The following is a 20,362-nucleotide window of genomic DNA, read 5'->3' on the forward strand; positions in this document are numbered from 1 at the left end:
GTTCAGCCCGTCGCCGTGGGCAGGGCCACGGTTTCGAACCAGTATTCCTTCAGCGCCCTCACCTTGTGAAGGAACTCCTCGAACCGCATCGGCTTGATGATGTAGCTGCTTGCCCCGGCCTCATAGCACAGGGCGACGTCGGCGGGGTTGTCCGAGGTCGTCAGGACGACCACGGGGATCTTCCGGAGGACGAGGTCGGCCTTGATGCGCCCCAGCACCTCGTGGCCGTCGGTCCCCGGCAGGTTGAGGTCGAGCAGGACGACGGCCGGCGACGGCGCCGAGCCCGGCTCGGCGAACCGGCCGGCGTGGAAGAGATAGTCCAGCGCCTCGTCGCCGTCGCAGCAGCGGAACACCGGGTTCGCGACGCCGGACTTCTGGAACGCCCGCAGGACGGCGGTGTAGTGCTCGTCGCTGTCCTCCACCACGAGGATCAGTTCGTCCGGTCGCATGCGCCCTCCCCCTGATCTCCCAGCGTGAAGACGAAGGTCGTCCCGCCGCCGGGGCCCGATTCGACCCAGATCGAGCCCCCATGTCGCTCGACGATCCGCTTGCTGAAAGCAAGGCCCGCGCCAGTTCCCCCGCCGAATTTGTCGCGGCCGTGAAGTCGCTTGAATAGGCGGAACACGGCCTGGTGGTGCTTCTCCGGGATCCCGATGCCGTCGTCCCGCACGTAGAACTCGAGCCCCGACCGCGCGGGGCCGTCGCCGTCGCGATCGACGGGCTCGCGATAGCCGACCTCGATGGCCTTGCGGGGCTTGTCGTTGTACTTCACGGCGTTGGTGATGAGGTTGCCCAGGAGCTGCGCCACCTGGTCGCGATCGCAGCGGGCGGCCGGCAGGGTCCGCGGCACGGTCACCGTGGCCCCCCCCTCGTCCAGCGTGACGCGGTGCAGCTCGACGACCTCGGCCGTCAGGGTGTTCAGGTCGACCTCCTCGCGGTCGAGCCGCGACCGGCCCAGCCTCGAATAGCGGAACATCGACTCCACCAGGGACTCCATCCGCCGCGAGAGCCGCCCCAGGCTCTCCAGCCGCTCGACCCCCTCGGCGTCGAGGCGGTCGGCGTAGTCCTCCAGCAGGAAGGACGCGTAGTGGTGGATGCCCCGCAGCGGCTCCTTCAGGTCGTGCGAGGCGGAGAAGGCGAAGGCGTCCAGGTCGCGGTTGCTCCGCTCCAGCTCGGCGTTCAGCCGGGCCAGCTCCTCGGCGCGGGCGACGACGACGGCGACGATCGCGTCGCGCAGCCCGCTCGCCGCGGCGACCTCGGCCGGGAGCCAGGGGGCGCTCCGGAGCCGAACCTCCTCCTCCCAGCGCGCGAACGAGGCCCGCGGGCTCAGCGACCCCCCCGGCCCGTACGGCTTGCGCGGGTCCCCGCCCCAGGCGACCGTCCGGATCACCTCGGGGCGGAACCAGAGGACGTAGCGGCCCTGGGCCCGCGCGGTCGTCGCCGCGAGCAGGCCGGAGGCGCAATCCTTGTACGCCATCGCCTCGGGGAACAGCCGGGCGAGCGAGTCGGTCTGGAAGAATTCCCCCTCGGGCTGGCCCCGCAGCCAGTGCACCAGGGACTCGATCCGCGCCCGGCCGGGGGCCTCGCCGACCGTCTCGATCGCGCCGTCCTGGACGACGGCCGCCCCCCCCGCGCCGGTCAGCTCCAGGATGTCGGACCCCCCGCCCCCCAGCAGGGCCGCCGCCAGGTTCGGCTCCTCCCCCATGCGCCGGATCAGCCGGTCCCGCACCGCCTGGAGCCGGACGCCGTACTCGTAGCCCTCGCCGTCCTCCTTCGCCGCCAGTTGCGTGGACGCGAGCGTCGCCAGCAGCTCGCACGCGCCGCGGACCGACGGCGGCGCGTAGAGGGTGGACCGGTGGTTCATGCACGACAGCAGCCCCCACAGCCGGCCGTCGCGCAGCAGCGAGAACGACATGGAGGTCCGGGTCCCCATGTTCTTCATGTACTGGATGTGGACCGGCGAGACCGCCCGCAGCGCCGCCATCCCCAGGTCGACCGGCCGGCCCGACGCCGGGTCGAGGCCCGGGACCAGCGGCGCCGGCGCGGCCTCGGCGTCGGCGATCAGCCGCGAGCGATTGGCCACGTACAGGCGGCGGGCCTGCTCCGGGATGTCGGAGGACGGGAAGTGCAGCCCCAGGAACGGCTCCAGCCCCTCGGCGACGACCTCCGCGACCACCTCGCCGTGCCAGTCGGCGTCGAACCGATAGACCAGGGCCCGCTCGAAGCCCGTCAGGGCCTGGACCTCGGCCGCGGCGGCCTGGCACAGGTCGCGCAGCGACCTGGCGCCCTCCAGCCGGGCCATCGCCCGGCGGACGCCGGACATGGACCTGGACTCCGCGTCGGCCGCCTCCCCTCCGGGGGCCTCCAGCTCCAGGATCAGCCGGCCGTCGTGGCGATGCCCGTGGGCGGCGTAGGCGACGGTCCCCCCGGCGCGCCCCTTCATCTCCAACCGCCAGGGGCCGGACTCGCGGACGTCCGCGGAGAGGAGCCTGGCCCGCGCCTCCTCGAACGCGGCGGGCGCGACCAGCTCGGCCAGCGGCGTCCCGATCACGGCGGCGGCCTCGACGCCCAGGTGGTCCGCGACGTTGGCGCCGACGTGGCGGATCGTCAGGCCGGGCTCGTCGAGGACGAACAGCAGGCCGTGGGGCTGGATCCGCCCGGGGACGTGGATCGGCTCGCGGGCGCAATCGGCCAGGCCGGGGGGGGTCGCGCGGGTCGTCATGGCGCCTCGACGCCCCGGGGGGGCTCGGTATAATGCGGGGCGCGGCGGGCCGCCGCGGGCCCCCGCCGTCGGGGACAGTCAGCCGAGGAGCGATCCAACCCCATGATGATGTCCCGCCTCAAGGAAGCCACCCGCCCCCGGCACGAGGCCGTCGAGGCCAGGCTCGGCCTCATGCGGCTGACGAGCACTCTGGAAGGCTACGCCCGGTCGTTGCGGCTATTTTACGGGCTGCACCGCGCCGCCGAGAAGGGCTTTTCCCGGGTCTCCGGCTGGGACGCCGTGGGCATCGACCCGGCCGAACGCCGCAAGACGCCGCTGCTGGAGGCCGACCTCGCCCGCCTGGGGATGGTCCCCGCCCAGGTCGCCGGGCTGCCCGAATGCCCGATCCTTCCCCCCATCGACGGCCTGCCCTCGGCCCTGGGGATGATGTACGTCCTGGAGGGCTCCACCCTCGGCGGCCGGCACATCACGCGCGCCGTCGAGGCCAACCTGGGCCTCCGGCCGGGGGACGGCTGCTCGTACTTCGCCAGCTACGGCGACCGCGTCGGCGCCATGTGGCGGGCCTTCGGGGCGGCCGTCGACGCCTACGCGGCCGACGACGAGGCCGTCCGCGACGCCGTCGAGCGCTCGGCCGACGCCACCTTCGCGGCCGTCGACGGATGGTTCACCGCGCCGCCGGCGGGGCCCTCGCGGGCTTGAGCCGGCGGCCCCCCCGGCGCCATACTACCCTTGACTCGCGGCCCTCCCCGTACTACATGGCTCTCCGGGGGCCGTCCCGCCGAGCGATCATCGGAGATCGGCCGGCCGGCGTCCGTAGGTCCTCCACGCATTAGGGAACAGCATGGCCGGTCAATCCAACATCCTGGACAAGCTCAAGGAACTCGCCCGCAACCTGTGGTGGTGCTGGCAGTCCAACGTGATCGACCTGTTCCGGGAGCTGGACCCGGCGCTCTGGCGCGAGGTCGACCACAACCCCGTCGAGTTCCTCCAGCGGATCCCGGCCGACCAGCTCGAGCGCCGGTCCGCCGAGATGGCCCTGGACTCGCGGATCGACTTCGCGTTCCGCCGCCTGTCGGAGTACCTCAAGGGGACGGACTCCTGGGGCGCCGTCCACGCCTCGATCCTCCGCGCCCGGCCGGTCGCCTACTTCTCGGCCGAGTTCGGCCTGCACGAGAGCCTGCCGATCTACTCCGGCGGCCTCGGCGTCCTGGCCGGCGACCACCTCAAGAGCGCCAGCGACCTGGGCATCCCGCTGATCGGCGTGGGCCTGCTGTACAACCAGGGCTACTTCCGCCAGTCGCTCGACGCGAACGGCTGGCAGCAGGAGAGCTACCTGGACACCGACGTCTCGCTGCTGCCGATCGAGCCGGCCCTCGGCCCCGACGGCTCGCCGCTGAAGGTCTCGGTGGAGACGACCAACGGCACGCTCCACGCCCGGGTCTGGCGGGTCGAGGTCGGCCGGACGACGCTGCTGCTGCTCGACGCCAACGTCCCGGAGAACAACGAGTCCGACCGGACCCTCACCGCCCGGCTCTACGGCGGCGACGGCCGCACCCGCATCCGCCAGGAGCTGCTCCTGGGCGTCGGCGGCGTCCGCGCCATCAAGGCGCTGGGCATCCAGCCCTCGGTCCTCCACCTGAACGAGGGCCATAGCGCCTTCGCCGTGCTGGAGAAGATCCGCGAGCTGATGGAGGAGACCGGCCTCCCCTACGGCGAGGTCCACCGCGACGTCGCCCAGATGACCGTGTTCACCACCCACACCCCCGTCGCCGCCGGCCACGACCGCTTCCCGGCGGAGCTGGTCGAGGAGCACCTGGGGCGGGTCCGCGAGGCCATCGGGCTCTCGTACGAGGACTTCATGGGCCTCGGCCGCGTCTACACCCACGACGCCAACGAGCTGTTCTGCATGACGGTCCTGGCCCTGAAGCTCTCGCGCCACGCCAACGGCGTCAGCGCGCTGCACGGGGTGGTCTCGCGGCGGATGTGGCACCCGCTCTACCCGAACCTCCCCGAGGAGCAGGTGCCGATCGGCCACATCACCAACGGCGTCCACGTCAAGACGTGGGTCGCGCCCCAGATGGCCATGCTGTTCCACCGCCACCTCGGCCCCGACTGGTCCGCCCGCCAGCGCCACCCGGAGACCTGGGGCGCCATCGAGGAGGTCGACGACGCCGAGCTGTGGGAGACGCACCAGATCCTCAAGGCGCGGCTGATCACCTTCGTGCGGTCCCGCCTGGTGGCCCAGGCCCGCAAGCGCGGAGAGTCGGACTCCTCGGCCGCCCGGTTCGCGAACGTCCTGGATCCCAACGCGCTGACGATCGGCTTCGCCCGCCGCTTCGCCACCTACAAGCGGGCCGGCCTGGCGCTGAAGGACATCGACCGCATGGTCGACATCATCAACGACGCCAAGCGGCCCATCCAGTTCGTCTTCGCCGGCAAGGCCCACCCCGAGGACCGCTACGGCAAGGAGCTGATCCAGTACATCGTCAAGATCGCCTGGGACGACCGCTTCCGCAACAACATCGTCTTCGTCGAGGACTACGACATGAACGTCGCCCGGCACCTGGTGCAGGGGGTCGACGTCTGGCTGAACAACCCCCGGCGGCCCCAGGAGGCCAGCGGCACCTCCGGCGAGAAGGCCGTCCTGAACGGCACCCTCAACTTCTCGATCCTCGACGGCTGGTGGGCCGAGGCCTACGACGGCCGCAACGGCTTCGCCATCGGCGCGGGGACCAACCACGCCTCGATCCAGGTCCAGGACGAGCGCGACCACGCCTCGCTGATCGACGTCCTGACGCACCAGGTCGTCCCCACGTACTACGACCAGGACGAGGCCGGCCTGCCCCGCAAGTGGGTCGCCCGCCAGAAGGACGCCTTCCGCACCCTAGCCTGGAAGTTCAACGCCGACCGCATGGTCATGGACTACGTCCGCCGCAGCTACGCCCCCGCCGCCGGCGGCGTCACCTGCCAGTAAGCCCCGCCGCGGCCCGGCCGGCGCCGCGTATCCCGCGAGCGTGCAACGCGCGTCCCCTCTCCCGGCGGGAGAGGGGACATCATTGGTCCGGCCGGGGGTCATCGCGGCCGTCACCGGCCGTTCGTGTCGCCCTTCCCTCGAAATATTTCCGAGATCGCGCCGGAAACATGAAATCACCGAACTCCGCCGACGGACTGTTCCCGTTGATCGTGTCCCTCGTTCTTTGAAAACCCGGAATCGGTAAGGACGGCGGGATACCCCGCCGCCTCGCGCGCCGCCATGGTCCGACCCCGACGCGCCCGGCGCCGCGCGTCGCCCCATCCCGCGCCTTTCCCGGCCGGCCACCCGCCGACGGGGATCGAGCAAAGGCATTCGAAAACGACGAACGAAGCCAATTCGATTCGCGCGCAATCGTTTGCCGGGTCGGGGTTTGCGTGGAAACCCCGTGGGTCGCGCGACGACGAACGAAGCCATCTCCCGGCGACGCCTCCCCGGGATTGCGGCCGGCGGTTCTCGCCATTCAAGGAGGCGTCCGCCATGCTGGCTGACTCGCCCTGGGTGGGGTGATACAATTTCCGGGGAGGGCGTCGTCCCCCCGAATCGGATCGTACCCGGGCCGCCCGACGCGGCGTGGCCCGCCACCTCCCCAGCCGCCGCGCGTCGGCGAGGTTCGACCGCAGCCATGAGCAGCCAGAGTTTCATCGGCGAGCAGCTCGGCTCCTTCCGGCTGGAGTCCGTCCTGGGCTCCGGCGCGATGGGGGTCGTCTTCAAGGCGACGCACCAGGCCACCGGCCGCGCGGCCGCCGTGAAGATCGTCCAGGGGGAAGTGGCCGAGAACCCCAAGCTGCTGGAGCGGTTCGGCCGAGAGGCCGAGATCGTCAAGCAGTTCCGCCACCCCAACATCGTCCGCTGGCTCGCCACCGGCAAGTACAAGGGGACGTACTACTTCGCGATGGAGTACGTCGAGGGGACCACCCTGGACAAGGTCATCCAGGACCGCGGCGAGATCCCCTGGCGCGAGGTGGTCGACCTCGGCATCCAGATCTGCGACGCCCTCCAGTACGCCCACCGCCAGGGCGTGGTCCACCGCGACCTGAAGCCGTCGAACCTGATGGTCACGCCCGACGGCCACGTCAAGCTGACCGACTTCGGCATCGCCAAGGACCTCGACCGCACCGCCCTGACCGCCCCCGGCCGCACCCTGGGGACCGCCGCCTACATGGCCCCGGAGCAGATCCGCGGCACGCCGGCCGTCAGCCACAAGACCGACCTCTACTCCCTCGGCGCGCTGCTGTATCAGATGCTCACCGGCAAGCCGCCGTTCTCGGGCGCGTCGGCCGTGGTGCTGATGCACTGCCACATCAACGAGCCCCCCCCCCGCCCCAGCGACAAGGTGGAGAAGATCCCCAAGGCGCTGGACGACGTGGTCGTCTCGCTGATGGCCAAGGCCCCCGCCGACCGCCCCTGGGACGCCGAGGCCGTCGCCGTCATCCTCCGCGAGCTGCGCGACAAGGCCGACAGGAAGCAGGCCGTCGCCATGGTCTGGCCCGAGCCCGGCGACGCCGCCGCCAACCCCTCCCGCGCCGGGATCGGCGTCGCGCCGAAGAAGCCGAAGGCGGCCGCCAAGGGGAAGAAGAAGTCGCGGTCCTCCGGCGCGGTCCCGGCGCTCTCGATCGACGACGAGCCGGGCTTCCTCACCCGCGAGCGCCTGGAGATCGCCGGGCTGGTCGGCGGCCTGCTGGTCATCGGCGGCTTCATCGCCTACTGGCTCTGGCCCCCCGGGCAGGAATACCTCTACCGTCGCGCCGTCCCGCTGATGGAATCGTCCCGCCGGTCCGACTGGATCGAGGCCATCCGGGAATACATCGACCCGCTCGACGCCCGCTTCCCCGACCACCCCTACCGCGGGGAGACCCGCGCCTGGCGCGACAAGCTGGTGCTGGACGAGGCCGAGGGCCGCGCCCGGCTCCTCGCCAGCCCGACGCCGACGCCCTTCTCCCAGCCGCAGACCAACGGCGAGCGCCAGTTCGCCATGTACCACGCCATGGCCGCCAAGGCGGAGGCCGAGGGCAACGAGGTGGAGGCCGAGCGCTACTGGCGGCAGATGGCCGACACGGTCCCGGAGGACGACCCCGAGGACCGCAAGTGGCACCTCCTGGCCGTCAAGCGGGCCGACGACCTGGCCGCCCGCGTCCACGACCGCCGCGTGTTCGTCGAGGACCAGTTCCGCCGCGCCGTCGCCGCCCTCCAGGCCGGCCGCCCCAAGGAGGCCATCCAGATCCAGGCCATGCTCCGCGAGAGGTACGGCCGTTACACCGACGTCGCCGACCTGTTCGCCCCCCTCGAACCCGAGCCGGAGCCCGAGCCCGACGACGAGCCGAACCCGGACGCGGACAAGGACGAATAGGCGCTACGAAGCCGCGACCAGGCGCGCGATCTCGGCCGCGACGGCGGGCGTCGGGTCGTCGCGCCGGCCCAGGTCGTCGCGCATCGCCGCGACGGCCCGCGCGGCCAGGGCGTCTCGGTCGGCCCGGGCGAGGACCGCCGCCAGGTCGATCGCCCCCAGCAGCGACTTGGTCACGGGCCGCTTGGCCGCCGGCGGCGCGAGGGCGCGCGCCAGGCCCAGGACGATCGGGTCGTTCCCCACCGCCGCGAGGACCGCGGCCTCCTCGGCCGACTCGCAAGCGAGCAGGTAGCAGGTGTCGTCCAGGACGACGGGCCGCCCGCCCACGGGCCCGATCGCGCGGAAGCGGGTCGGCCGGTGGATCCCCGCGACGGCCACCTTGTACGGCGCGAACGCGTACGGCCCGACGCCGAACAGGCAGAACGACGGCCGGCCCCGATAGATCGACGACCGCCGCGCCTCGAACCGCCCCGCGTGCGACCGGAGATACGCCCACAGCCTCGGCGCGGCCGACTCCAGCCCCCGCGTGTCCTCCCCCAGCGAGCGGTGCGGGACGATCAGGGAGCGGCCGGCCGCGACGCCCCTCGCCAGGTCCGCCCCCTTGACCAGCGGGTACAGGTATTCGGGCTCCACGTCCACGGCGTCGCCCAGGCCATTCAAGAGCGCGCCGCCCGCCGCGGTCAGCTCCATGACGGGGGCCGCGTCGTGCTTGATCCCCTGCCGCCAGTCGAGCGGGCTCCGGCCGACGGCGAACGCGAGCGCCGACGCCGCGTCGAAGTCGGCCGCGAGTCGGTCGCCGATCCACCCCATCGAGCGCGCGGGGGCGACGGCCTCGGGGTCGGGGAAGACGGGGACGCGCGGGGACGCCTCGCCGAGCGTGACGACGAGGAAGCCGGCGGAGACCGCCGCGCCGAACCAGCGCCGGGCGTCGACCTCGACCCATTCGGCGGACGCCGACGGCCCGCGACGCCGGATCCGCGCCAGGACGGCGTGGGCGACGGTCGTCTTGCAGAGCATGGCGATCGTCGCCGGCTGATCCGCGAGGGCGTCCAGCAGGCGCAGCCAGACGGCCTCGCCCAGGTCGAAGTTCGACGCCCCGGTCATGGCGTCCAGCCCGGGGAGGTTGTCGACGTTCCGGCGCTCGGGCCGGTTTCCGCTGCCGAGCCGGCCGAGCGCGGCGTTCGTGACCCACGGCGGGTTGCCGATCGCCAGGATCGGCCCGTCGCCGCGCCAGGGGAGCGCGGCGAGGTCGACGGCGAAGACGTCGGCGCCCAGGATCGTGGCGCGAGCGCCGAGCGCGGCGAGGGCCTCGTCGCGGTAGGCCGGCTGCAACTCGACGCCGATCGCCTCGCGCGGGGGGCTCGGCGAATCCAGAGCGGCGCGGAGGAAGTTCCCGCGCCCGCAGGTGGGCTCCAGGACGCGCGGCCACCGCTCGCCGATCCGCCCGAGCCGGCGGACCAGCGTCGCGGCCAGCTCGGGGGGCGTCTGGAAGTCGCCGAGGTCCCGACTCAAGCTCGGACCTCTCGCCGAGGGACCGAGAAGCTGTCGACGACGGCCTTCCCCCCTGGAGGGGGAAGGTGGCCCGGAGGGCCGGATGAGGGGGGGACGAGAGAGACGGCCGTCGGGATTTCCAGAACCCTCCCGAGGCCATCGGCCTGGGCGGGCGTCCCGGCCTCCAATGCGACTCGGGCGGGCTCCCCCTCATCTGACTCCTTCGGAGTCTGTCTTCCCCCTCCAGGGGGGAAGAGCGCGGAGGGGTCGCTCGCGATCGACATGAACCGGACCCCCGATTACTTGATCCGGGCGCCCGGGACGCAGTCCTGGTCGTCGACGGTCAGGAGGATGACCTTCTCGCCGGAGGAGGCCGCCAGCAGCATCCCGTTGGAGGTCTCGCCGCGGAGCATCGCCGGGGCGAGGTTGTTGACGATGATGATGTTCTTGCCGACGAGGGCCTCGGGCGCGTAGTGGGCCTTCACGCCCGCGACGATCTGCTTCCGCTCGTCGCCCACGTCGACCTGCAACAGCAGGAGCTTGTCGGCGTTGGGATGGGGACGGGCCTCCAGCACCTTGGCCACCCGGAGTTCGATCTTGGCGAAGTCGTCGTAAGTGATGGGTTCGGCCACGGTCCTCGGTCTCTCGCTATCGGTGGTGGGGCGCATGGGTCGTCAACGGCCTTCGATTGTGGCCGGGTCCGGCCGGAAATCCAAGACGGAAACGCGACCCGGGCGGGGCCTGCGAATTGCGGCGGGCCGGCCGTCGTCGCACAATAAACCGGCCGCGGCGGCGAACGCCTGGAGTGGACGCCGAGGGTCCGACGCCCCCAGAGACGGTGAGCGATGCTGATCGAGCTGGAAGACCTCACGAAGACCTACGGCGCCGTGACGGCGCTGGCGGGGCTGACGGTCGCGATGCCGGGGGGCTCCGTGGGGCTGCTGGGCCCCAACGGCGCCGGCAAGACGACCATGATCCGCGGGCTCCTCGGCCTCATCCGGCTCGATTCCGGCCGGGGCCGCGTCCTGGGGATGGACGTCGAGCGCCAGGCCCTGGAGATCCGCCAGGCGACCGGCTTCGTCCCCGAGGACGAATGCCTCTTCCCCAACGTGACCGGCGTGCAGTTCGTCGCCTACGCCGGCGAGCTGGTCGGCATGCCCCCGCGCGACGCCCTCCGCCGCGCCCACGAGATGCTGGACTACGTCGGGCTGGACGAGGCCCGCTATCGCCGCGTCGAGTCGTACTCGACCGGGATGAAGCAGCGGCTGAAGATCGCCGCGGGGATCGTCCACGACCCCAAGCTCCTCATCCTGGACGAGCCGACCAACGGCATGGACCCCGCCGGTCGCTCGGAGATCCTCGCCCTCTGCCGCGACCTGGCGCGGGCCAAGGGGATGAACCTCCTCATCTCCAGCCACCTGCTGCCGGACGTGGAGGCCGTCTGCGAGTACGTGGTCGTCCTGGGCCGGGGGCGGCTGCTGGCGCGGGGGAAGATCGCCGACCTGAAGCGCCCCCACGACCGCGAATACGAGCTGCGCGTCCGCGGCGACCACGACGCGTTCGCCCGCGTCCTCGCCCGTCGCGGGGTGGAGTCCTCGCCGATCGAGGACCGCCTGCTCGTCGCCCTGCCGGCCGGGGCGGACGCGGCGACGCTCTGGGAGGCGGCCGAGGCGTCGTCGGAGCAGATCCGCATGCTCCGCCCGCGCCGGAGCACGCTGGAAGAGGTGTTCCTGCGGGCCGTGGGGGGGGCGGGCTGATGCCGATCCTGGACCAGGGATATCAGCACTGGGACGGCAAGCTCGCCGGCCGCGGCCTCCGCTGGCTGGCGATCACGCGCCAGGGGGTGAAGGCCCAGTTCAAGAACCGCTGGATGGTCTCCACGCTCGTCGGCGCGCTCGCCCCGGCGCTGGCGCTGGCCGGGTTCCTGGTCCTGTGGGGGCTGTTCGAGCAGCAGGCGACGATCCTGGAGCCGATCCTGTTCCTGTTCCGGGACCTGCCGCAAGAGATCCGCGACGGGCCGAAGGCGTTCCGCGCGACGTTCTGGACCCTGGCGTTCGCGCTGTTCTTCCAGGTCCAGACGTTCTTCGCCTTCCTGCTGGTCATGCTCGTGGGGCCGGACCTCATCAGCCAGGATCTGCGATTCAACGCCCTGCCGCTGTACCTGTCGCGGCCGTTGCGGCGGGTCGACTACTTCCTCGGCAAGTTCGGCGTGATCGCGACGTTCCTGGTCGCGATCATGCTGGCCCCGGCCCTGCTGGCGTACCTGATCGGCCTGGCGTTCAGCCTGGACCCGTCCGTGCTCCGCGACACCTGGCGCGTCCTGGCGGCGTCGGCGGCGTTCAGCGCCGTGGCGGCGGCCTCGATGGGGCTCCTGATGCTGGCGATGTCGTCGCTGTCGCGGAACAGCCGGTTCGTGACGGCGATGTGGGTGGCGTTGTGGCTCCTCGGCGGCGCGGCGGTGGACGCCGCCCGGCAGACCCCCGCGCGGGCGTGGGCCCCGCTGGCGTCGTACTCCGACGACCTGGCGTCGGTCCGCGAGGCCCTCTTCGACCACGACGCCCACTGGGCCCACCTGTCCGACGTCTTCTCCCGCGGCCGCGACGCGGTGCGGGGCGCCGCCGGCTTCGGCGGGCCCCGACGCACCGGGCTGTTCGGCATCCCCATCGGCCCGCCGCGCGGGGCGGCCCCGCCCGACGCGCCGAGGCCCCCCATGCCGCCGGACTTCGAGGAACTCGACGACGACGCCCCCCCCGGATGGCCCTGGTCGGCCGGCGTGCTGGCGGGGCTGGCCGCGGGCTCGGTCCTGGTCCTGTCCACCCGGGTCCGGTCGCTCGACCGCTTGAAGTGAGGCGCCGATGAGCACGAGCGACGCGACACCCCCCGACGAGCCCCCGGTGATCGAGTTCCGGGGCGTCTCGAAGTGGTACGGCCAGGTGATCGGCCTGAACAACCTGACGCTCCGGCTGGGGACCGGCGTGACGGGGCTGCTGGGCCCCAACGGCGCGGGCAAGAGCACCCTCCTGCAGCTGGCGACCGGGCAGCTCCGCCCCAGCCAGGGGGAGGTGCGCGTGCTGGGCGTCCGCCCGTGGAACAACGCCGGGCTCAACCGCCACGTCGGCCTCTGCCCCGAGCAGGACGCGATGTTCGAGTGGATGACCGGCCGGAAGTTCCTCCGCGCCTGCGGGGAGCTGGCCGGGCTGGGCCGCCGCGGCGCCCGCGAGGCGGCCGACCGGACGCTGGAGCTGGTCGGGATGACCGCCGCCGCCGACCGCGCCGTCCGGGGCTACTCGAAGGGGATGCGCCAGCGGACCAAGCTGGCCCAGGCGCTCATCCACGACCCGGAGGTGCTGTTCCTCGACGAGCCCCTGACCGGCACCGACCCCGTCGCCCGCCACGAGCTGATGGAGCTGATCGCCGGCCTGGCCCGAGCGGGGAGGACCATCCTCGTCTCCAGCCACGTCCTGTACGAGGTCCAGGCGCTGACGTCCCGGATCGTCCTGGTGAACCGGGGCCGGCTGGTGGCCTTCGGCGACGTCCGCCAGATTCGCGACCTGATCGACGCCCATCCCCACCGCATCGTCCTGAAGGGTCCCGACCGCCGGGCCCTCGCCGCCAAACTGGTGCGCTGGGACGACGTGGAGGGGATCGAGCTGCCGCGCGACGAGCGGGCCATCGTCGTGGAGACACGCGCCCCGGACCGCTTCTATCAGCGGTTGCCGGGGCTCGCCCGCGAGGCCGACGCGCCGATCGAGGAGATCGAGTCGGAGGATGACAACCTGGAAGCCGTCTTCAAGTACCTGGTGAACCCATGACGTCGCCCGCCCCCGAGGCCCGCGCGATCTCGAACCTCCCGTCGCCGGGCTCGCTGGCGGCGGTGGTGAGGATCACCGTGGCGCGCCAGCTCCGCGGCAAGCGGATCTGGCTGTTCGTCCTGATGTTCGCCATGCCGACGGCGCTCGCGATCCTCGTCCGCCGCCATGCCCATCTCTACGTGCCCGACGACAGCGCCACGGCGCTGCTCCACGTCCTGATCCCCCAGGCGATCGTGCCGCTGACGGCCCTGCTGTTCGCCTCCAGCCTGGTGCAGGACGACGTGGAGGAGCAGACGCTGACGTACTTCCTGATCCGCCCCATCCCGCGCTGGGCGATCTACGTCGCCAAGGCCCTGGGGGCGGTCCTGACGACTTCGGCGCTGGCCGCCCTGTTCATGACGTCGACCGTCGCGGCGATCCGGTGGGGCGTGGGCGGCTTCGGCGCGCCGGAGCTGGCCCGCGAGGCGGGCGTGCTGACGGCGACCTCGACGCTGTCGATGCTGGCGTACATCAGCATATTCGGCCTGCTCGGCCTGCTGACGAAGCGCGTGCTGGTGGCGGGGGTGGGCTACGTCATCTTCTTCGAGGGGTTCGTCTCGAACATCCCGTTCCTGATCCGCCACGCGACGGTCCTGTTCCACGCGCGCGTGCTGACCGTCCGCTGGCTGGGCCTGGACGGCGGGCCGTGGTCGATCGACCCGGAGACGGCCCCGGCCGCGTCGGTCTCGCTCGCCTGCCTGGCGGTGACGTCGGCGCTCTTCCTGGCGCTGGGCGCGTGGCTGTTCTCCGCCCGCGAGTTCCGCGTGAAGACCCCGGAAGGGGGCTGAGGCGGGGCGGCGACGACGGCCCATCCCCTCTCCCGGCGGGAGAGGGGACGCGGGTTTCACGTTCGATCGGCATGGGTCGCGGGCGCCGGCGGCGCGGGCCGCGATTTTCGATGGTCCGGTCAGACCTCGACGAGGTCGCGCTCGTCGGCGTCGACGCCGGCGGATTCCAGGCCCTGGACGAGCGCGCCGAGCTGGAGGGCCAGCAGGCGGTCCTCGGGGGTCGCCCCGCGGAGGAGGCTCAGGAACGCCTCGGCGCCGATCATGACGGCTTTCGGCTTGCTATGTATGGTCAAGACATATCGGCAATCGGGGTCTTCAAGGTTTTCCAGGACTTTCGGGAGGTCGCGGTGGAGTTCGCGGCTGCCCACGAAGCGAACGCGAGACGGGGACGAAGGCATCAGCATCCTCGGGGCCGAGGTCGGCCGCTGGCTGGCAGTTGGAAGGATCGAGGCGGGCGGACGTACGCCGCCTTGGATCCGTCGATGTCGAGCGAAAGGTCCATCAAGTGTAGGAACTTGATGGGGGGCCCGTCAATCGGGGCCTCTCCGTTGATACGCACCTCGTGGCGATTTTGTTGGACGAAGTTCGCGAGAAGTCGCGACGCCCGGTGGAGATCCCCGGGCGCGGGCCCCCGCGCCGGCGATCAGCCGGGCCGGGGGAACTCGCCGGTGTCGTCGAGGGGGTTGGGCCCCCCGCCGGCGGCGGCGTCGAGGCGCTCGATCGGGGGCGGGTCGTCGGTGGGCATGGAGTAGCCGGCGAGGACGACGGTGATGTTGTCCTTGCCGCCGGCCTCCAGGGCCCTGTCGAGCAGCAGGTCGGCGGTCCGCTTCGAGTCCTCGCGGCGGTCGAGGACCTCGAGGATGGCGTCGTCGCCGACCATGTCGGTGAGGCCGTCGCTGCACAGGAGGAGGCGGTCGCCGTCCCGCAGCCGGACCCAGCGGACGTCGGCCCGGACCTTGCCGTGGTGGCCGCCGAGGTAGCCGGTCAGGACGTGGCGGCGGGGGTGGGCGCGGATCTCGTCGGGCCGGATCTCGCCGGCGTCGGCCAGGGCCTGCGCGACGGTGTGGTCGCGCGTCAGCCGCGTCATCGCGCCGCCGCGCCAGAGATACGCGCGCGAGTCGCCGAGGTGGACCAGGAAGAGGTGCTCGCCGACGCTGTAGGCCAGGGTCATGGTGGTGCCCATGCCGAAGAGGCGGCGGTCGGACTCGCTCGCGTCGGTCAGCCGGCGGTCGATCTCCTGGAAGTAGCGGCTGATCCGCTCGAGCAGCTCGCGGGCCTCGCGCTCGTTGATCTTGAAGCCCCACTTCACGGACCTGTCGGCCAGGCGGACGCCCGTGCTGATGGCCATCATGCTGGCCACGTCGCCGGCGTTCATCCCCCCCATGCCGTCGGCCACGACCATGCAATAGCCGACCTCGCCGACGTCGCGCGGGACCTCGCCCGCGGGGAGGTTGTCCATGAGGACCTCCATGTCGCGGGAGACGCGGCAGGCCATGTAATGGTCCTCGTTGCGATTCCGGACCTTGCCCGGGTGCGAGGTCGCGGCCAGGTCGAGCGTCACCGACGTCGAGTGCGGCCCCTTCGAAGCGGATCGGGACGACCGGCCGCGAGGGTCGACCAGGAACTCGTACTGCGAGGTCTCGATGTTCACGGACATAGCCGCCTTCTCATGACTCTGCGCGGCGCCCGGCCTCCCGGCCCGGCGGCGCGACCGGATCCGGCCACTCCCCCTGGCATTCCCAAGCAATTCCAGGGCCGCGCCGGGGATCGGCCGGGGATGGCGGCGCCGATCAGGGGCCCCCGGCCCCCCGATGGGCGCGACGGAAGGCCCCGGGGGTGGCGCCCGTCGCCTTGCGGAAGGCGGCGATCAGGTACTCGACGTGGGCGAATCCGGAGCGGGCGGCCACGGCGTGGAGCGGCAGCTCCGTCTCGACGAGCAGCCGCTTGACCCGGCCGATCCGCATCCCGGCGATGGCGTCGTGAAGCGTGCCGTCGGTGGCGGCGCGGAAGCGGCGGTGCAGCGTGCTGCGCGAGACCCCCACGTGCTCGGCCACCTCGCCGATCCCGAACCGTCGCGCCGCGTTCTCGCGGAGGTACCGCATCGCGTCGGCGACCACCGGGTCGGAGATCGCCGTCACGTCGCTCGACTGCCGGACCGCGATTCCCCTGGGCGGCACCGCGATCGTCGCCGGCCGCCGGGGCCCGCCGGCCATGATCCGATCCAGCAGCCCGGCGGCCTCGTAGCCGATCGCGCGGCAGTCCGGGATCACGCTGGAGAGGGGCGGGTGGGCCAGCTCGCAGGCGAGGCTCTCGTCGTCCACGCCGATCACCGCCACCTCCTCCGGGACCGCCACGTCCGCCCGGCGGCAGGCGTCGAGCGCCTGGACGCCCCGGAAGTCGTTGCAGGCCATCAGCCCCAGCGGCTTCGGCAGGCCGGAGATCCAGCGCGAGAACAGCTCGACCTCGGCCTCCCAGGCCGGCATCTGGTGGCCCCAGGAGACCGCGTGGGCCGGCTCGTACACCTCGCAGCGACGCCCCGTCGACTCCACCGCGCGGCGGAACGATTCGAGCCGCAGCCGCGACCACTCGAACTGGGGGTAGCCGAAGAACCCGAACCGCTCGAACCCCCGCTCCATCAGGTGGGCCGCCGCCATCGCGCCGATGGCGTGCTGGTCGCTCCGCACCGCCGGCAGGCCGGATCGCGGCTCCTGGTCGTCCAGGTCGATCGTCGGGATGCCGGTCCCGCGGATCAGCTCGGAGAACTGGGGGTACATGGTGGTGATGATGCCGTCGCCGTCCCAGCCCTCCAGCCACGGGGGCGGCGGGTCCTGCAGCGACCGGGGCTCGAAGAAGACCGTCCACGGGCCGTTCTCGCGGACATACCGCACGATCCCGTGGAGGATCTCGCGGCCGTAGGCCATCGAGGTCTCGACGATCAGCGCGACGCGCGGCGGCCCCGGACGTCGCCCGCGCCTGCTCCCGGCCATGAGCACCCCCCGTCGCCGCGCGGCGCGAGTCGGCCGCGATCCCCCTTCCGCCCCCTTCGAGACGCCTCCCCGATTATGACACGATTTCTTAGCGGAAATTGGATGGAAACTCAATTCCCGCCGGTATGACGGTCGTTTAACATATCCTCGCATCACGTTCCTAGCAGCGCCTCGCGAGCCTCTCCGAGGCCCCCGGCCGGCTTATCGTCCGGGGGCGCCGACGCCGACGCCGCGGATCCACGTCCCGAACCGACCCTTGCACGTCAACAGGTTTGGAGGTGCCGACCATGCGCGGGAATCGAGGATTCACCCTGATCGAACTGTTGGTGGTCATCGCCATCATCGCCGTCCTGATCGCCCTCCTGCTCCCGGCCGTGCAGTCCGCCCGCGAGGCGGCCCGGCGGGCGCAGTGCGTCAACAACCTGAAGCAGCTGGGCCTGGCCGCCCAGAACTACGCGTCGACGTACGACGTGTTCCCGATGCAATGCAACTACCCGACCTCGGAGACCCAGGACTCCGGGTTCTCGTGGTCGTGGGCGGTGGCCCTGCTGCCGCAGATCGAGCAGGGGGGCCTGTTCGACTCGATGAACTTCCACCAGGGGAGCTACGGCTACCAGATCACGACGGCGGGCTACACGCAGGTGGCCTCGCTCCTCTGCCCGTCGGAGTCGATCTCCCAGCGCCCGGGCTACCCGTGGGCGACGATCAGCTACGTCGGCAACTTCGGCGGGCCGGGGCAGATCCAGGCCTACAGCGGGACCATCGTCCCGCCCAAGGACCTGGCCCTCAACGGCGGGATCGGCACCCAGGGCTGGGGGGGCGGCTGGGGGACGGTGCGGATCGGCTCGATCACCGACGGCACCTCCAACACCGCGGTCTTCAGCGAGCACCTCATCGGCCTGGGAGTCAACCCCTCGGTGGCGACCATGACGCCGGCCTCGAAGGACGCCCGGCGGGTGATCTTCCCCGGCGCGGACACCAGCGGGGTGGGGACCGGCGCCGCCGGGGCGATGGCGGCGGCCACGGCCTGCCAGGCCCTGCCGGTCACGATGACTCCCAACGTGACCGCCTCGGTCTACCTGGGCTACAACTGGCTGCTGGCCTACCCGACGCACGTCTGCCTGGTCAACTACATGCACGTCGCCCGGCCCAACAGCCTCCACTGCGGCAACGCGGGGGACATCCCCTACGTCCAGTTCGTCGGCCCCACCGGCTCGGCCGCGGCCAGCAGCAACCACGCCGGCGGCGTGAACGTCGCCCTGGCGGACGGCTCCGTCCGGTTCGTCAAGGACTCGATCGGCCTGCCGGTCTGGTGGGCGCTGGGGAGCCGCAACGGCGGCGAGGTCATCAGCTCGGACTCCTACTGACGCCGCGAGCCCGGAGGCGACCATGAAGACCCGACGATCGAGACGTTCCTTGCGGGCCCTGGCGATCGCCATGCTCGCCGTCTACTGTATCGGCTGCTGGGGGGAGGACCGGCTGGCCGGCACCCCCACCAACCTCCCCCCCGGCACCATGCCGCCGGCGCCGCCGCTGTCGCAATCCCCGGCCGACATGGCGAAGGCCGCCAAGGGCAAGATGAAGGCCAAGAAGGCCCGACACTGACCCCCCGCGCCGAGGCCCGGCGCGGCCGGACGGAACACCCAGGAGATCCTTCGACGATGCGACGAAATCTCATCTCCCGCTTCCACGCGCCGCTGGTGGCGCTCGCGCTGGCCGCGGCCCCCGCGGCGGCCGGCGAACTGAAGGTCGGCGCCGCCGCGGCGAACCTCGAGGCCGACGACTCGATGGTCATCGGCGGCGGCATCGGCCCGGGCAAGGCGACGGGGCAGGAAGGGGAGCTGCGCGCCACCGCGATCGTCGTCGAGGATCCCCACGGCGGCAAGGTCGCGCTCGTGGAGCTGGACGTCCTGATGGTCGAGCGCGACGTCCTCGACGATGCCGCGCGGCGGATCGAGGAGGCCACGGGCGTCCCCTTCGACAACATCCTCATCAACGCCACGCACACCCACCACGCGCCGACGACCGTCTCGATCCACGGCTATCGCCGCGAGGAGGCGTTCGCGAGGCAGGTGGGCGACAAGGCCGTCGAGGCGGCCGTCGCGGCCAACGCGCGGCTCGCCCCGGCGACGATGGAATTCCGGCTGGGCGAGGAGTCGTCGGTCGGCCGCAACAGCCGGCTGCTCCTCTCCAACGGGATGATCTACTGGACCGGATCCACGGAGGACTTCGTCCGCCCCACCGGCCCGTTCGACCCCGAGCTGCCCGTCTGGGCCTTCCGCCGCCCCGACGGCAAGCTCGAGGCGGTCGTGTTCAACCACTCCACGCACACCATCGGCGCCCGGACGCCGGGCGCGCGCTCGCCGGCCTTCTACGGCCTGGCCGCCCAGGAGCTGGAGGAGGACCTCGGCGGGACCGTCCTGTTCTTCCAGGGCGCCTCCGGCTCCACGCACAACCTGGAGCTGAAGGCCGACGAGATGATCATCCGCGTGAAGGCCGCCGTCCATGACGCGCTCGCGAAGGCCGAGCCCCGCCCGGTCGACCGGGTGAAGGGGATCCGCAAGGAGGTCACGATCAAGTATCGCGACTTCGACGACGCCAGCGACGACGCCGCGGTGGTGGCCTACGAGGCGTACAAGCTGAAGGACCACCCCCAGATCGCCCAGTTCGTCGTCGACGTCTTCCGCGACATGCGGAAGGAGCTTGCCCCGAAGAAGAACGAGGAGCGCAAGACCTGGGTGCAGGCGATCCGCATCGGCGACACCGCGGTCGTCGGCGTCCCGGCCGAGTTCTTCACCGTGCTGGGCCAGGACATCAAGCGCCGCAGCCCGTTCCGCCACACCTACGTCTTCGAGCTGGCCAATGATTACGTCGGCTACCTCCCCGACCGTCGCGGCTTCGAGCACGGCGGCTACCAGACCTGGACCGGCCTCCACAGCTTCACCCCCCCCGGCACCGGCGAGATGATCGTCGACGAGGCGGTCGGCCTGCTGAAGACGCTGCGCGACGAAGCGGCGAATTAATCCAGGTCCGCCCGCCCATCGAACTCGTCACGGCCAGGCGCGCCCGCCGCGTCCCGGAATCCGTTCCCCTCCCCCCTTCTCCCCGCGGGGGTGACGGTGCCCCGGGGGGGGGGCGGCGGGGG

Annotated in this window: 17 protein-coding genes; 10 read left to right on the plus strand and 7 right to left on the minus strand. The window is 72.0% G+C overall.

Annotation, left to right across the window (positions count from 1 at the left end):
* Window positions 1–2: 2 nt before the first annotated feature.
* Window positions 3–449 carry a response regulator gene (locus WG209_RS22710; RefSeq protein WP_337177386.1) on the minus strand — a complete coding sequence of 149 codons (447 nt, stop codon included), beginning with the start codon at window positions 447–449 and terminating at the stop codon, window positions 3–5.
* Window positions 431–2,722 carry an ATP-binding protein gene (locus tag WG209_RS22715; protein ID WP_337177387.1) on the minus strand — a complete coding sequence of 764 codons (2,292 nt, stop codon included), beginning with the start codon at window positions 2,720–2,722 and terminating at the stop codon, window positions 431–433. Before WG209_RS22715 ends, WG209_RS22710 begins: the two co-directional genes overlap by 19 nt.
* A gap of 102 nt (window positions 2,723–2,824) precedes the next feature.
* On the opposite strand from WG209_RS22715, the gene WG209_RS22720 reads away from it, so the two are divergent.
* The 3 genes from WG209_RS22720 to WG209_RS22730 all read left to right on the plus strand — a co-directional run bounded on the left by WG209_RS22720 (window position 2,825) and on the right by WG209_RS22730 (window position 8,103).
* Window positions 2,825–3,421 carry a biliverdin-producing heme oxygenase gene (locus WG209_RS22720; RefSeq protein WP_337177388.1) on the plus strand — a complete coding sequence of 199 codons (597 nt, stop codon included), beginning with the start codon at window positions 2,825–2,827 and terminating at the stop codon, window positions 3,419–3,421.
* A gap of 142 nt (window positions 3,422–3,563) precedes the next feature.
* Entirely contained in the window at window positions 3,564–5,696 is a 2,133-nt protein-coding gene (gene glgP, locus WG209_RS22725; RefSeq protein ID WP_337177389.1) for an alpha-glucan family phosphorylase, read from the plus strand.
* 682 nt (window positions 5,697–6,378) lie between these two features.
* Window positions 6,379–8,103 (plus strand): protein kinase, encoded by a 1,725-nt coding sequence (locus WG209_RS22730; protein WP_337177390.1) that lies wholly within the window; start codon window positions 6,379–6,381, stop codon window positions 8,101–8,103.
* 3 nt (window positions 8,104–8,106) lie between these two features.
* Here the strand turns inward: WG209_RS22730 and WG209_RS22735 are convergent, their stop codons facing one another.
* Together WG209_RS22735 and metG are read right to left on the minus strand one after the other, a co-directional pair.
* On the minus strand, window positions 8,107–9,612 hold the full coding sequence (locus WG209_RS22735; protein ID WP_337177391.1) for a class I SAM-dependent methyltransferase: 1,506 nt from the start codon (window positions 9,610–9,612) through the stop codon (window positions 8,107–8,109).
* Window positions 9,613–9,890: 278 nt separating this feature from the next.
* Window positions 9,891–10,259: a methionine--tRNA ligase subunit beta gene (metG, locus tag WG209_RS22740; protein ID WP_337177392.1), complete on the minus strand. Its 369-nt coding sequence runs from the start codon at window positions 10,257–10,259 to the stop codon at window positions 9,891–9,893.
* A 177-nt stretch (window positions 10,260–10,436) separates the two neighbouring features.
* On the opposite strand from metG, the gene WG209_RS22745 reads away from it, so the two are divergent.
* From WG209_RS22745 to WG209_RS22760, 4 genes are read left to right on the plus strand one after another with little or no spacing between them, the layout of a single operon-like run.
* Window positions 10,437–11,348, plus strand: a complete 912-nt coding sequence (locus WG209_RS22745; protein WP_337177393.1) for an ABC transporter ATP-binding protein — start codon at window positions 10,437–10,439, stop codon at window positions 11,346–11,348.
* The gene (locus tag WG209_RS22750) at window positions 11,348–12,439 is read left to right on the plus strand and encodes a hypothetical protein (RefSeq protein WP_337177394.1); all 1,092 of its coding nucleotides are present in this window, start codon (window positions 11,348–11,350) and stop codon (window positions 12,437–12,439) included. Before WG209_RS22745 ends, WG209_RS22750 begins: the two co-directional genes overlap by 1 nt.
* A gap of 7 nt (window positions 12,440–12,446) precedes the next feature.
* Window positions 12,447–13,403, plus strand: coding sequence for an ABC transporter ATP-binding protein (locus WG209_RS22755; protein ID WP_337177395.1), 957 nt, complete (start codon window positions 12,447–12,449; stop codon window positions 13,401–13,403).
* Window positions 13,400–14,230 (plus strand): ABC transporter permease, encoded by an 831-nt coding sequence (locus tag WG209_RS22760; RefSeq protein WP_337177396.1) that lies wholly within the window; start codon window positions 13,400–13,402, stop codon window positions 14,228–14,230. The genes WG209_RS22755 and WG209_RS22760 overlap by 4 nt, the downstream gene beginning before the upstream one ends.
* Window positions 14,231–14,349: 119 nt before the next feature.
* Here the strand turns inward: WG209_RS22760 and WG209_RS22765 are convergent, their stop codons facing one another.
* From WG209_RS22765 to WG209_RS22775, 3 genes are all read right to left on the minus strand, one after another.
* The gene (locus tag WG209_RS22765) at window positions 14,350–14,493 is read right to left on the minus strand and encodes a hypothetical protein (RefSeq protein ID WP_337177397.1); all 144 of its coding nucleotides are present in this window, start codon (window positions 14,491–14,493) and stop codon (window positions 14,350–14,352) included.
* Between the two features lie 380 nt (window positions 14,494–14,873).
* A complete protein-coding gene (locus tag WG209_RS22770; protein WP_337177398.1) occupies window positions 14,874–15,887 on the minus strand; it encodes a protein phosphatase 2C domain-containing protein in 1,014 nt (337 codons plus the stop codon).
* Between the two features lie 133 nt (window positions 15,888–16,020).
* Window positions 16,021–17,217 carry a DNA-binding transcriptional regulator gene (locus WG209_RS22775; RefSeq protein ID WP_337177399.1) on the minus strand — a complete coding sequence of 399 codons (1,197 nt, stop codon included), beginning with the start codon at window positions 17,215–17,217 and terminating at the stop codon, window positions 16,021–16,023.
* Window positions 17,218–17,504: 287 nt separating this feature from the next.
* Here WG209_RS22775 and WG209_RS22780 point away from each other — a divergent pair, with 287 nt between their 5' ends.
* The 3 genes from WG209_RS22780 to WG209_RS22790 are packed head-to-tail and all read left to right on the plus strand — an operon-like array spanning window position 17,505 to window position 20,240.
* The gene (locus tag WG209_RS22780; protein ID WP_337177400.1) at window positions 17,505–18,584 is read left to right on the plus strand and encodes a DUF1559 domain-containing protein; all 1,080 of its coding nucleotides are present in this window, start codon (window positions 17,505–17,507) and stop codon (window positions 18,582–18,584) included.
* A gap of 22 nt (window positions 18,585–18,606) precedes the next feature.
* A complete protein-coding gene (locus WG209_RS22785) occupies window positions 18,607–18,822 on the plus strand; it encodes a hypothetical protein (protein ID WP_337177401.1) in 216 nt (71 codons plus the stop codon).
* A 56-nt stretch (window positions 18,823–18,878) separates the two neighbouring features.
* Complete coding sequence (locus WG209_RS22790) at window positions 18,879–20,240, plus strand: hypothetical protein (protein ID WP_337177402.1); 1,362 nt, start codon at window positions 18,879–18,881, stop codon at window positions 20,238–20,240.
* Window positions 20,241–20,362 lie beyond the last annotated feature (122 nt).

It is taken from the genome of Paludisphaera sp. (assembly GCF_037189885.1).
Lineage (GTDB): Bacteria > Planctomycetota > Planctomycetia > Isosphaerales > Isosphaeraceae > Paludisphaera.

Excerpts from the sequence above, each read along its gene's own strand:
- WG209_RS22785 (WP_337177401.1), top strand. The coding sequence starts at position 18,607 with ATGAAGACCCGACGATCGAGACGTTCCTTGCGGGCCCTGGCGATCGCC.
- WG209_RS22745 (WP_337177393.1), top strand. The coding sequence starts at position 10,437 with ATGCTGATCGAGCTGGAAGACCTCACGAAGACCTACGGCGCCGTGACG.
- WG209_RS22760 (WP_337177396.1), top strand. The coding sequence starts at position 13,400 with ATGACGTCGCCCGCCCCCGAGGCCCGCGCGATCTCGAACCTCCCGTCG.
- WG209_RS22775 (WP_337177399.1), bottom strand. The coding sequence starts at position 17,217 with ATGGCCGGGAGCAGGCGCGGGCGACGTCCGGGGCCGCCGCGCGTCGCG.
- metG (WP_337177392.1), bottom strand. The coding sequence starts at position 10,259 with ATGCGCCCCACCACCGATAGCGAGAGACCGAGGACCGTGGCCGAACCC.
- WG209_RS22720 (WP_337177388.1), top strand. The coding sequence starts at position 2,825 with ATGATGATGTCCCGCCTCAAGGAAGCCACCCGCCCCCGGCACGAGGCC.
- glgP (WP_337177389.1), top strand. The coding sequence starts at position 3,564 with ATGGCCGGTCAATCCAACATCCTGGACAAGCTCAAGGAACTCGCCCGC.
- WG209_RS22770 (WP_337177398.1), bottom strand. The coding sequence starts at position 15,887 with ATGTCCGTGAACATCGAGACCTCGCAGTACGAGTTCCTGGTCGACCCT.
- WG209_RS22750 (WP_337177394.1), top strand. The coding sequence starts at position 11,348 with ATGCCGATCCTGGACCAGGGATATCAGCACTGGGACGGCAAGCTCGCC.
- WG209_RS22730 (WP_337177390.1), top strand. The coding sequence starts at position 6,379 with ATGAGCAGCCAGAGTTTCATCGGCGAGCAGCTCGGCTCCTTCCGGCTG.
- WG209_RS22715 (WP_337177387.1), bottom strand. The coding sequence starts at position 2,722 with ATGACGACCCGCGCGACCCCCCCCGGCCTGGCCGATTGCGCCCGCGAG.
- WG209_RS22755 (WP_337177395.1), top strand. The coding sequence starts at position 12,447 with ATGAGCACGAGCGACGCGACACCCCCCGACGAGCCCCCGGTGATCGAG.
- WG209_RS22780 (WP_337177400.1), top strand. The coding sequence starts at position 17,505 with ATGCGCGGGAATCGAGGATTCACCCTGATCGAACTGTTGGTGGTCATC.
- WG209_RS22790 (WP_337177402.1), top strand. The coding sequence starts at position 18,879 with ATGCGACGAAATCTCATCTCCCGCTTCCACGCGCCGCTGGTGGCGCTC.
- WG209_RS22710 (WP_337177386.1), bottom strand. The coding sequence starts at position 449 with ATGCGACCGGACGAACTGATCCTCGTGGTGGAGGACAGCGACGAGCAC.
- WG209_RS22765 (WP_337177397.1), bottom strand. The coding sequence starts at position 14,493 with ATGATCGGCGCCGAGGCGTTCCTGAGCCTCCTCCGCGGGGCGACCCCC.